Source organism: Bacillus cereus group sp. BceL291 (genome assembly GCF_051776705.1).
Taxonomy (GTDB): domain Bacteria; phylum Bacillota; class Bacilli; order Bacillales; family Bacillaceae_G; genus Bacillus_A; species Bacillus_A cereus.
Genome location: NZ_JBPWAP010000012.1, coordinates 73,997 through 85,781, shown reverse-complemented (window position 1 = coordinate 85,781; position 11,785 = coordinate 73,997). Strand labels below are relative to the sequence as shown.

The following is an 11,785-nucleotide window of genomic DNA, read 5'->3' as shown; positions in this document are numbered from 1 at the left end:
GGTTATGAAAATGAAGGATAACAAAGAGTTTATCGGATATGTTGGGACTTACACGAAAGAAAATAGCGAAGGAATATATAAGTTTATTTTAGACACGGAAGCAAAAAAAATTGGTAATGTAACACTTACTGCTAAGCTGGATAACCCTACATATGTAACGATTAACCGAAATAATGAATATCTCTATTCTGTTGTTAAGGAAGGCGAATCTGGCGGTGTAGCTGCTTATTCCATTGATAGTCATACTGGAGAACTAAAAGCGAAAAATAGACAAGTAGTAGAAGGGGCTTCTCCTTGTCATATTAGTGTTGATAGTGGAAATCATACAGTAGTTACAGCAAATTACCATAAAGGAACGATTGAGTCTTTTGAAATAAATGAAGAAAATGGAACTGTAAATCCTGCTTCATCTATTATGGCACATGAAGGTTCAGGTCCGAATAAAGAAAGACAAGAAAAACCACATGCACATTACGCGGGGTACACTCCTGATGAAAAATATGTAGTGGGCGTTGATTTAGGGATAGATAAAATAATTACGTATGAAGTAAAAGATAGTACATTAATAGAAGTGAATAGCCTGTCTGTGAATCCGGGAAGTGGACCAAGACACATTGCTTTTCATCCAAATGGAAAATACGCTTATGTAATGACGGAGCTTAGTTCAGAGGTTATTGCGCTAACATATAACTCGGAAGAAGGATCCTTTACAGAATTACAGTATATTTCTACTCTTCCAGAACAATTTGATGAAAATAGTCAAGGCAGTGCTATCCATATTTCTTCTGACGGCCGCTTTGTATATGCAGGTAATCGTGGTCATAATAGTATCGCTGTTTATAGCGTAGATCAAAACTCAGGTGAGCTTGCATTTGTGGAACATACATCTACAGAAGGAAATTGGCCAAGAGACTTTGTATTAGATCCTACTGAAAAGTTTCTTGTTGCTACAAATGAAAAGTCACATAATCTTGTGCTATTTTCAAGAGATGAATCTACAGGAAAGTTAACACTTTTACAATCTGATGTTGCTGTGCCAGAGCCTGTTTGTGTGAAGTTTTTAAATGTTTAAGTTGTGTTCGATATAATTTCATATACTCAGAAAACAATAAAAAGCAAAGCGATATCGCTTTGCTTTTTATTGTTTCTTTTTCGGCCTACGTACTAATTCGCCGCCGCAGTTTGGACAAACGTTTTGTCTTTCTTCTGTACATGGTGCGCAAAATGTACATTCATATACACAAATGTATGCTTCAGAATCTTGTTCGAGCGATTGATCGCAAATTTGACAGTTTGTTTTCATTTCTAGTGCCATAATAAGTCTCCTTTTAGTTAGAAAATTTATAATTTAATTATAATTCATTAAATAGAAATAGTCCTTTTCAATTGAAAGGAAATCGAATGATAAAGTTATGAATTGGAACGAAAGATGCCGGTTTATTTTAAAATTGATTATTTATTACAGTTGGAATATTATGAAATAGTCAAAAGACAACAGGGGGTATAGATTTTGACTAATCATAATGATCATTTAAAAGCAAACTGCGAAAAATGCTTCGGTCTATGTTGCGTTGCATTACCGTTCGCAGCATCGGTAGATTTTGCAGTGAATAAAGATGGTGGTAAACCATGTTCTAACTTGCAATCAGATTTTAAATGTAGTATACATAAAAATCTTAGAGGAAAAGGTTATAAAGGTTGTACAGTATTTGAGTGTTTCGGTGCTGGGCAGAAGATTTCTCAGGGTACGTTTAAAGGGATTGATTGGCGGAAAGATGCAAAGCATGCAAGAAAAATGTACGATGCTTTTCCGGTTATGCATCAACTTCATGAAATGCTTTGGTATTTGAATGAAGCGATTCTTTTAAAGGCAACACAGCCAATTCATAAAGAGCTGGAGACCGCAATTGAGGAGACAGAGCGACTTTCGAATTTAAATCCAGATGAGTTAATGAAAATAAATGTTCCAATGCATAGGGCAGAGGTGAACATTCTTCTTTTAGAAACGAGCGAATTAGTATGGAAGGAAATGAATACTGCACGTAAGAAACGAATCATTCACCGCGGAGCAGATCTTATGGGAGCAATTTTGAAAAAGAAAAATTTACAAGGTGCAAATTTAAGGGGTGCTTACTTAATTGCGGCTAACTTAAATGGAGCAAATTTAAGAGGAGCAGATCTTATCGGAGCAGATTTAAGAGATGCAGATATTCGCGGGGCTGATTTTACAAATAGTATTTTTCTGACGCAAGTTCAAATTAACGCAGCGAAAGGGGATAAGCATACGAAATTACCGAAAATGTTATCCCGTCCATCGCATTGGAGTGCGTAAAGAGTGAGGAGTGTTTAGTGTGGATATATTTCAGTATTTAGAAGAGATGCAAGAGGATGTCTTTTCGTTAGCAGTAGAGCAAATAGAAGCGAAGTATTATGATATATACCGATTTGTATTGGTTTTCACGATCAAGATCCAATAATGCGAACAGGCAGAGACTAAGAATCTCTGCCTGCTTTTTATTTCTTTTCAAAAGTAGTAATTAAAACGCTACATATAATAAGAATACCGCCAATAAAAAAGTTACTATTTAATGTCTCATTTAATAAGAGCCAGCCAAGTAATGATCCAACAATAGGTTGGAAGAAGAAAAATAAGGAACCGATGCTTGCATCTATTAATTCTAATCCTTTATTCCAAAGGAAAAAGGCACCTGCTGTTGAGACAATACCTAAGTATAATACGCCTAATATTACGTACGTATTTACTGTTCCGATAGAGGATGTTTGTAGTTCCCATATCATAAAAGGTGTAATAAAAAAGAGTGAAAAGAATATGGCATACGTTGTAATAACTAAGGATGAGAATTGGATTGAAGCGATTTTTACATAACTAGATAGTAAAGCCCACGTAATAGCGGCTCCAACTAAAATGATTGTTCCGATAAAATAGGAGCCAATTTCAATATCCCATCCGATTACAATAATGACACCGATTGTCGCTATTATAGTAGATAAAAGTCTACGAGCAGTTAGTTTTTCTTTCAAAATGAGCGCTGCAAATATAACCATAAATGCAGATGTAGCAGATGTAACTAACGAGCCTGTATGAGCGTCGGATAATTTTGTTCCGATAAATTGGCATGTGATCGAAATGAAATAGCCGATAAATCCAATCCAAGCGAATAGGAGCCAATCTTTTTTGCGAATGGTTACTTTTTTCTTTTGCTTTTTCTCAGCTAGTTTCAAAATGCCATACAAAACAACAAAAGCGATAATAAAGCGTAGCCAAACGAGTGTTAGTGGTGGGATAAAATCGAGTACGTATTTGCTAACAACATACATACCGCCCCATATACTTGCTGCTAATGATAAACATATAGCTCCTAAAATGGTTTGTTTCATTTGAAGTACCTCCGTCTATTTTTAGGGTATTATGAGTTCCCTAAGACGAGGCGTAGTGTATGTGTTATATGATTGCCCGTCTTAGTTTATAGACGGCCTACAGGTTGATCGTTTTCGAATGAAGTGTTGTAGTACATGCGTGCATTCCTCCTCATTAAGTTATAATGATATTATAACTTAATTTTCTGATTATTGGAGGTTGTTATGAAATATATCGTTATAAAATCACATGTTAGCAATTATCCTAATCCAATTTGCTTAGAAGAGGGGGATGTAGTGAAAATGATAGAGAGTTACGCTGGTCCGGAAAACTGGGAAAACTGGATGTTTTGTCACGAAGAGAAATATGACCGGAAAGGATGGGTTCCGGAGCAAATTATAAAAAAAGATATGAATGGAACAGGAATTATTATAAAACAATATACTGCGAAAGAATTAAATGTGAGTATTGGAGAAAGAGTGATTGGATTAGAAGAATTCAATGGATGGGTTTGGGGCAAAGGAAGAGATGGTGAGAAGGGCTGGGTACCAAAGGAAAACTTACAAAAATATTAATAATAATATTTGATCAATAATTAGGAAACATATTTTTGCTTATGAGTATATTGGTTGTAGGATAAAAAGTAGATTAATAGAGAAAGAGGAGGAGATTATTATAACTACAACCGTTATTTCGCATTTTTACAATGAAGAATATTTATTGCCATGGTGGCTTATGCATCATACGAAACTTTTTGATCATGGTATTTTAATTAATAAAGGTTCAACAGATCGTTCCGTTGAGATTTGTAAAAAATTCGCACCGCATTGGGAAGTGCGAGATTCTGTAAATCCAGAGTTTGATGCATATGCGACAGATCATGAAGTGATGAGGATAGAACAAGAAGTACAAGGATGGAAAATGATTTTAAATACGACTGAGTTTCTTTGCATGCAAGATAAAAATCAGTTTTGGAAATCACTAGATGAATTGGGAGGTAGGATGTATTGGCTAGAAGGGCTTATTATGGTCGATGATCCTAACTATAATTATCCGGAACTTAACTTTGGAATACCTTTAATGAAACAGCGATTTCATGGTTATTTACCAGAGGAGTGGAGACTATGGAGAAGGGGAAGATTTATTCATAATCATGAGCATGGAAGTTATACGGTTGGAAGACATTTATCTGCGCATGAATCGATGATTTATCCACCTCTTGCCTGTATATTATGGTTTGGGTTTAGTCCGTGGAATGATGCGATGAGAAAGAGAAAGTTACAAATTGGTCCGACTCTTTCTGAAGCTAGTAAGCATGGAGGAATGGGTACGCATCATATTGTTACGCCGGAAAGATTAGAAGAATGGTATAAGGAATTAGCGAGAGGAACGAAGGATTTACGTTTTAATGATGCATATCGTTATGTTTTTGTATAAATGATTTCCACCATAAAATTGTTTCTTCTATTCCTGTATTTAGATCGTATGTTGGTTTCCAGTTTACTTCAGTTTTTAAACGTTCTACATTAACCCCGACAAATAAAGGTTCATCTTTAGAGAAAGGGATTGCACCTAGTTTAATTAAATGTTCTTTTCCTATCTTTTTAGCAATGATAGAAGCTAACTCTTTAATTTGTACAGATTGACCAGAAGCGATATTGATGGTGCCTGTAACGCCGTGTTCTAATATTGTTACGAGAGCGTCAGCGACGTCACTCACATGGAGGAAATCTCTCGATTGTTTTCCATGTGTACATAGTGCTTCCTCGTTTTTTAATAAGGAAGTGATAATGTTAGAAACGAGCCGATTACCTTGTTCGTGAGGTCCATACATATGAAAAATGCGGCCCCAACACATGCTGAGGCCTGTTTGTTGTGCATACGTTTCTAGCCAGGAGTGCAGTGCATTTTTACATAAAGAATACGGGGTTTTATAGGAAAGGAGCGGTGAATCTTCAAATAATACGCCGTTAAACCATTCGTATTCTGCGCCAGTACCTGCAACGACAATACGCTTTCCGCCGCATGTTGTAAAGTGCTGAATCAATGAAATACTAGACTTTAGCCAATAGTAATTATTAATAGATACATAGCATGCTGGTGGCACTGCTTCCCAAGCAAGGTGAATGAGATGGCTAGGCTGAACGTCGTAAATGAATGGTTTTACTTCGTCATTGCGGAGCAAGTTTACTTTATGCCAGTGGCAAGGGAGGTGAGAGGGTTTATTTTTATTATACGTGGCGTGCACTTCGTATCCCTTTTGTATAAGTGAATGTACAACATATTTACCTATCCAGCCACTACCACCTGTTACAACAACTTTCTTCATGGCTCAATCACCTCAACTTCTGGAACTGTCACTAAAAATTTACCGCCCCATTCACGAATGAAAGAGCATTCTTTTATAATTTCGTCTTTCAAATTCCAAGGAAGTATGAGAATGTAATCCGGTTTTGTACGTTTAATTTCTGCTGGAGATTTTATTGGAATACGAGTTCCTGGTAAAAGGAGATTTTGTTTGTGAGGATTTTTATCTACTGTATACGCTAAAAATTCTTTACCTATTCCGCAATAATTCAACAGGGTGTTTCCTTTAGCCGGAGCGCCGTAGCCGATGATTTGTTTGTTTAAAGCTTTTGCTTTGATAAAAAACTTTAAAATATTTATTTTCAATTGTTCCACTCGTTTAGAAAAAAGGAGATAGCAATCTAATGTATCGAGTCCGTGATTGACTTCTTTTTGGAGTAAGTTTGTAACGTTGGAATGGATAGTGGATTGGGAACTTAGATGGTTTACAAAAATACGTAATGAACCACCATGTGTTGAAAGCTCTTCTACATCAACAATTTGTAAATGATGATGAGCTAAAATTTTTTGAAGGCTTATAAGTGAGAAGTAGGAGAAGTGTTCATGGTAGATGGTATCAAATTGGTTAAAGGATATAAGGTTTAATAAGTGCGGGAATTCGATTGTTATCGTGCCATCACGTTTTAATAGTGTTTTTAAACCAGCAACAAAATCATGCAAGTTTGGAACATGTGCTAATACGTTATTTGCGACGATTAAATCAGCTTGTGGCAATTTTTTTGCTAAGTCATTACTGAAAAAATTCACATGAGTAGGAATTCCTTTTTTGATAGCAATTTCTGCTACGTTTTTCGCGGGTTCAATTCCCAATGTCTCGATATTTTCTTTTTTAAAGTATTGTAATAAGTACCCATCGTTACTTGCGATTTCAATCACTTTTGAATGTTTCGTTAAGTTGAAACGCTTAATCGCCATTTCTACATATTGTTTAGCGTGTAGTAGCCAACTTGAGGAGTAAGAGCTGAAGTATAAATAGTTATGAAAAATATTTTGCGGGGATTCAAATTCATCTAGCTGTACGAGTAAACAAGAGTGACAAACAAATGTGTGCAGCGGATAAAAAGGTTCCATTTTATATGAGCTTTCAGGAGCTACAAATGAATTAGCGAGAGGGGAAACGCCCAAATCTAAAAAAGTGTTGGTTAGTAATGAGTGGCAAAAACGGCATTTTTTCTGTTCCATTTTATAGCCCCTTTATAAATTTTTGAATGCATCGATTTGTTGTCGTGTGAAAGATTCTATATTTTCACCAGATGCATATTTTTTGTACCAATCAACAGTCCAAGCGATAGAATCATCTGTTGATAACTTAGGAGTCCAGCCGAGTTTGTTTACTGCTTTTGTACTATCGAGTGTTAAAACAGGTGATTCATAAGGAGTATTTGTAGAGGAGGAAATGATTGTTAGTGGGTTATTCCATAATTTTATTACAGATTCAATGACATCATGAACGGTTCTGTTATGTTCATTCATTGGGCCGAAATTCCACGCTTCTGCATATTTAGCATCATTCCAAAGTTTCTCAGCTAAAAGGATATAGCCATGTAGAGGATCTAAAACATGTTGCCACGGACGGACGGCATATTTGTTTCGAATACACAAAGTATGATTGTGCAAATATGCCCGAATGATATCAGGGAATAATCGATCTTCTGCCCAATCACCACCGCCGATGACGTTACCAGCTCTGACTGAGGCGAGTTTCTGGGTATTAGTGCGGAAGAATGATTTTTGATAGGATGTTGCCACTATTTCAGCGCAAGCTTTACTAGCGCTATAAGGGTCGAAACCTCCTAGTCGGTCATTTTCCACGAACGCTCGGTCGCCACTACCGTCATTCTCATAACATTTATCGCTTGTCACATTAATAATGGCACGTACGCTTTCGACGGACTTTGCTGCTTCTAGCACGTGAACAGTACCTAAAACATTCGTTTTGAATGTATCGATAGGGTTTTTGTATGAAGCAGTTACGATTGGCTGAGCTGCTAAATGAAATATTATGTCAGGTTTATGCTGCTTCATGGCATGAAATAAAGAATGGTAATCTGTAATATCGCCTTTCATTGTCGTGCACTCTTTTGCTACGTTACCTTGTTCGAAAATGTTAGGAATGGATGGGGGATGAGAAGAAAAGCCTACTACTTCTGCACCTAAAGAACTTAAGAAAAGGGTGAGCCAGGAGCCTTTAAATCCAGTATGTCCCGTAATAAATACTTTTTTCTTATTCCAAAAAGATGATGAAGCCATATTACCAAACCTTCCACGGAGCGTTATTACTTTCCCATAGCTCGACTAATTTATTTTTATCGCGCAATGTATCCATCGGATGCCAAAAACCAGAATGTTGATATGCGGCCAATTCATTTTTATTTACTAACTGAACTAAAGAGTCTGTTTCAAAAACAGACTTATCTCCACTAATGTAATTGAAAACTTCAGGATTTAAAACGAAAAATCCACCATTAACCCATCCGCCATCACCTAATGGTTTTTCTTGAAAAGATGTTACAGACTGTTTATCTAATATGAGAGAACCGAATCTACCAGGAGGTTGTACGGCAGTAACAGTAGCCATTTTTCCATGTTTTTTATGGAATGTAATAAGTTCTTTTATATTTACATTACTTAATCCATCACCATAAGTGAGGCAGAAAGGTTCGTCTCCGACATAATTTTGAATCTTTTTCACTCGGCCACCCGTTTCGGTATTTACACCAGTATCGATTAGTGTAACTTTCCATGGTTCTACACGATGAGAATGGCTAGTAATTGTATTATCGTTTAACTGTATTGTGAAATCAGACATGTGTAAGTTGTAATTTAGAAAGAACTCTTTAATTGCATATCCTTTATAGCCTAAGCAAATAATAAACTCAGTAATTCCGTAATGACTATACAAACTCATAATGTGCCATAGAATGGGTTTTGTTCCAATTTCAATCATAGGTTTCGGTTTTAAATGTGTTTCTTCCCCAATTCTTGTACCGTACCCACCAGCAAGAATAACAGCTTTCATTTTTTCCTCCTAAAATAAAAATATATTATTTATACAGTATTCATGTTTTATGCAAATGAGATTGTTTTTGATTAAGTGAATGAAAATGTTTGAGGTGATGACGATGCAGAAAATATTACGGTTTGAATTTTGGAAATAATTCTTGATATTCAGGGTTATGACGGAGGTCTTGTGTTAGGTTACTAAGCTCTAAAAAACGTATGTCCAGTACTTCAGGAGATTGACCGTAATGTGTTTGAAGTCCCATTTGAACACCCCTTTTTGAAAGGGTAGGTGTAATTTGTAATTTTCTTGCCTTTGATTGTTCATTCCAAGGGCTAAAATAAAATTTTAAAATAAATGAAGGATAGTCATAAATTATATATCCGTGCCGCGAATGATGTCTACCAGGTAAATATGCACCGTCTAGATGATTGTGAATAAATCTCCAAGCACATCCGAGATTTGGGTTATAAGGGAAGACACCGTGGTATCGCTGTTCTACTAAGGGGATAGAATATCTAGGCTTTGAATAATTATAATTATGATTATCTATCATTAAAATCATTCTAATCGCATACATGTTTTGGCCTAGTGTATGAAGAGATGAAAAAAATTCTTCAGTATTATTACAACAAAAGAATTCAGTAGTATTTAAAACGATTTTCCAACCTGAAACTTCTCTTTCAATTTCCATCACTTCAATATCAGTATTAGTTGGATCAAACTCAAGAAATCTTGAATTTCGTACCTCCCAGTGGGGTGCTAATAGTTTACAAATCTCTACGGAACGATCTGTAGACCCTCTATTAATTAAAATGCCGTGATCGAATATTTTCGTGTGATGCATAAGCCACCATGGAAGTAGGTATTCTTCATTATAAAAATGAGAAATGATTGTCTTTTTCATATTAATTCCCTCCTATACAAGCAATCATTATTAGTAGGATATGCTTTTAAATAAGAAAGGTTAAAAGTGGCAGACAATGTAGTGATTAGGTAGTAGTTTAGTAATTTTATTGTATAAGTGTAGATTACTCGTATTGAATCATCATAGGAGGAGATTGGAATTTTGTATAAATTGTGAATAATAAACCGTCACGTTTGACTGTACAGTTTATGTGTTGTATGATGTAAGTAATATAAACAAGGGGGGAAGATCGTTGGGAAGGTGTATCGAATCGGACAGTTGGCTCTCATGGCTCACGTGTCGAAACGAACGATTGATTATTATACGAATCTAGGTATCTTAAAAGCGGAGCGATCTCAATCTAATTATCGCTATTACGACGAAACAGCATTTGAGACATTACAATTTATTGAGAAGTGCAAAGAAATGCATATGCCGCTTTGTGAGATTAAAGAGAAAATCGAGGAGAAGAAGAAGCTGCTCGGTATCAATGAACACGTTTCGAAACAAGTGAATGAAGTGACAGACCATATTCATCAATTAGAAGTGGAGCTTACTGAGTTAAAGCCGCTTTTAGATGAATTGACTGATTCACAACGTGAAAAAATATCGAAATCTTTATCAGGTCAAACGACAGCTTTAATACAGACACTTGCTCTATTATTATAGAATAAGTGAAATCCGACCTCTTTAATTTTTGTATCGGGCTATGTTTTCTAACAAACAAATAAGAAAACATTATAGTATACAGGAGGTGGACACCTTAGTTTTTTAACTAAGGGGATTCATTGGAAATATTTAATTTAGTCATGGTTGCGATTTTAATCGCATTTACTGGATTTTTCGTAGCAGCAGAGTTTGCGATTGTAAAGATACGTTCAAGTCGTATCGATCAGCTTGTTGCGGAAGGAAAACGCGGTGCTTTAGCAGCGAAAAAGGTAACAACAAATTTAGATGAATATTTATCTGCTTGTCAATTAGGTATTACAGTTACAGCTATGGGATTAGGTTGGTTAGGTGAACCGACAATTGAAAAGTTATTACACCCGTTATTTGAGAAATGGAACTTAAATCCTTCTATTTCATCAGTATTAACATTTGGTCTTGCTTTTATGATTATGACGTATTTACACGTTGTAGTAGGGGAATTAGCTCCGAAAACGATGGCAATTCAAAAGGCTGAAAGGGTAACGTTATTATTGGCAGGTCCATTAATGATGTTCTATAAAGTAATGTATCCATTTATTTGGGTATTGAACGGTTCAGCTCGTGTGATAACTGGTTTATTCGGTTTAAAGCCAGCTTCAGAACATGAAGTAGCTCATACAGAAGAAGAATTACGTCTTATCCTTTCAGATAGCTATGAAAGTGGCGAAATTAATCAAGCTGAATACAAGTATGTAAATAACATTTTTGAATTTGATAATCGTATTGCAAAAGAGATTATGGTACCGCGAACAGAAATCGTTGGTTTCTACCTGGAAGATTCAGTAGAAGAACACATGAAAGTAATCCAAAATGAGCGATACACACGTTATCCGATTTTTGGAGAAGATAAAGATGATATTATCGGTATGGTCAACGTAAAAGATTTCTTTATTCGATATATGACCGAGGATCAAAAAGATTTATCATCTATTCGCTCGTATATGCGTCCGATTATTGAAGTGATGGAAACGACTCCAATTCACGATTTATTACTTCAAATGCAGAAGAAGCGAATTCCGATGGCTGTTTTATATGATGAGTACGGAGGAACAGCCGGAATTGTAACGCTTGAAGATATCTTGGAGGAAATCGTCGGCGAAATTCGTGACGAATATGATGAAGATGAGGCACCGCCAATTCAACATGTGAACGAGCAACATATCATTGTTGATGGAAAAGTGCTTATTTCAGAAGTGAAAGATTTATTTGGATTACACATCGAAGAAGATGATGTGGATACAATCGGTGGATGGATTATGATGCAAAATCATGAAATCGAAGAAGGACAACATGTTGACGCGGAAGGTTATGAATTTAAAGTGTTAGAAAAAGACGCTTACCAAATTAAACGTGTTGAAATTCGTAAGATGGAACAAGAACAAGAAGAAGAGAAAGCAGCAACTGTGTAAGTTGCTGCTTTTCT

The 11,785-nt window shown here is 35.9% G+C and carries 14 protein-coding genes; 7 read left to right on the top strand and 7 right to left on the bottom strand.

Translation table 11 applies throughout. From position 1 onward, the window contains the following. The first annotated feature begins 4 nt into the window (after positions 1–4). Positions 5–1,072 (top strand): lactonase family protein, encoded by a 1,068-nt coding sequence (locus ACS2CR_RS11040; protein ID WP_000782217.1) that lies wholly within the window; start codon positions 5–7, stop codon positions 1,070–1,072. 66 nt (positions 1,073–1,138) lie between these two features. Here the strand turns inward: ACS2CR_RS11040 and ACS2CR_RS11035 are convergent, their stop codons facing one another. Continuing rightward, positions 1,139–1,315, bottom strand: coding sequence for a DUF1272 domain-containing protein (locus ACS2CR_RS11035; protein WP_001162791.1), 177 nt, complete (start codon positions 1,313–1,315; stop codon positions 1,139–1,141). Positions 1,316–1,510: 195 nt separating this feature from the next. Between ACS2CR_RS11035 and ACS2CR_RS11030 the strand changes: the two genes are divergently transcribed. Then, positions 1,511–2,332: a pentapeptide repeat-containing protein gene (locus tag ACS2CR_RS11030; RefSeq protein ID WP_153602595.1), complete on the top strand. Its 822-nt coding sequence runs from the start codon at positions 1,511–1,513 to the stop codon at positions 2,330–2,332. A gap of 19 nt (positions 2,333–2,351) precedes the next feature. Beyond that, positions 2,352–2,477 (top strand): hypothetical protein, encoded by a 126-nt coding sequence (locus tag ACS2CR_RS11025; RefSeq protein WP_254912586.1) that lies wholly within the window; start codon positions 2,352–2,354, stop codon positions 2,475–2,477. A gap of 37 nt (positions 2,478–2,514) precedes the next feature. Here the strand turns inward: ACS2CR_RS11025 and ACS2CR_RS11020 are convergent, their stop codons facing one another. Then, positions 2,515–3,399: a DMT family transporter gene (locus ACS2CR_RS11020; RefSeq protein ID WP_053512627.1), complete on the bottom strand. Its 885-nt coding sequence runs from the start codon at positions 3,397–3,399 to the stop codon at positions 2,515–2,517. Between the two features lie 204 nt (positions 3,400–3,603). On the opposite strand from ACS2CR_RS11020, the gene ACS2CR_RS11015 reads away from it, so the two are divergent. Both ACS2CR_RS11015 and ACS2CR_RS11010 read left to right on the top strand, forming a co-directional pair. Further along, positions 3,604–3,954 carry an SH3 domain-containing protein gene (locus tag ACS2CR_RS11015; RefSeq protein WP_053512626.1) on the top strand — a complete coding sequence of 117 codons (351 nt, stop codon included), beginning with the start codon at positions 3,604–3,606 and terminating at the stop codon, positions 3,952–3,954. A gap of 61 nt (positions 3,955–4,015) precedes the next feature. Beyond that, positions 4,016–4,816 (top strand): glycosyltransferase family 2 protein, encoded by an 801-nt coding sequence (locus ACS2CR_RS11010; protein ID WP_071686365.1) that lies wholly within the window; start codon positions 4,016–4,018, stop codon positions 4,814–4,816. Here the strand turns inward: ACS2CR_RS11010 and ACS2CR_RS11005 are convergent. From ACS2CR_RS11005 to ACS2CR_RS10985, 5 genes are all read right to left on the bottom strand, one after another. Further along, a complete protein-coding gene (locus ACS2CR_RS11005) occupies positions 4,785–5,708 on the bottom strand; it encodes an NAD-dependent epimerase/dehydratase family protein (protein ID WP_153602594.1) in 924 nt (307 codons plus the stop codon). The two genes, ACS2CR_RS11010 and ACS2CR_RS11005, sit on opposite strands and share 32 nt — an antisense overlap. Further along, positions 5,705–6,928 carry a class I SAM-dependent methyltransferase gene (locus ACS2CR_RS11000; protein ID WP_000435771.1) on the bottom strand — a complete coding sequence of 408 codons (1,224 nt, stop codon included), beginning with the start codon at positions 6,926–6,928 and terminating at the stop codon, positions 5,705–5,707. Before ACS2CR_RS11000 ends, ACS2CR_RS11005 begins: the two co-directional genes overlap by 4 nt. A 12-nt stretch (positions 6,929–6,940) precedes the next feature. Beyond that, positions 6,941–7,996 carry a CDP-glucose 4,6-dehydratase gene (rfbG, locus tag ACS2CR_RS10995; protein WP_016111537.1) on the bottom strand — a complete coding sequence of 352 codons (1,056 nt, stop codon included), beginning with the start codon at positions 7,994–7,996 and terminating at the stop codon, positions 6,941–6,943. A 1-nt stretch (position 7,997) separates the two neighbouring features. Further along, positions 7,998–8,765, bottom strand: a complete 768-nt coding sequence (gene rfbF / locus ACS2CR_RS10990; protein ID WP_000648806.1) for a glucose-1-phosphate cytidylyltransferase — start codon at positions 8,763–8,765, stop codon at positions 7,998–8,000. Between the two features lie 115 nt (positions 8,766–8,880). Continuing rightward, positions 8,881–9,654, bottom strand: a complete 774-nt coding sequence (locus tag ACS2CR_RS10985; protein ID WP_000750973.1) for a glycosyltransferase family 2 protein — start codon at positions 9,652–9,654, stop codon at positions 8,881–8,883. A 261-nt stretch (positions 9,655–9,915) separates the two neighbouring features. On the opposite strand from ACS2CR_RS10985, the gene ACS2CR_RS10980 reads away from it, so the two are divergent. Together ACS2CR_RS10980 and ACS2CR_RS10975 are read left to right on the top strand one after the other, a co-directional pair. Next, positions 9,916–10,323 carry a MerR family transcriptional regulator gene (locus ACS2CR_RS10980; protein ID WP_000285634.1) on the top strand — a complete coding sequence of 136 codons (408 nt, stop codon included), beginning with the start codon at positions 9,916–9,918 and terminating at the stop codon, positions 10,321–10,323. Positions 10,324–10,442: 119 nt separating this feature from the next. Beyond that, entirely contained in the window at positions 10,443–11,771 is a 1,329-nt protein-coding gene (locus ACS2CR_RS10975; protein ID WP_000402256.1) for a hemolysin family protein, read from the top strand. The last annotated feature ends 14 nt before the right edge of the window (positions 11,772–11,785 follow it).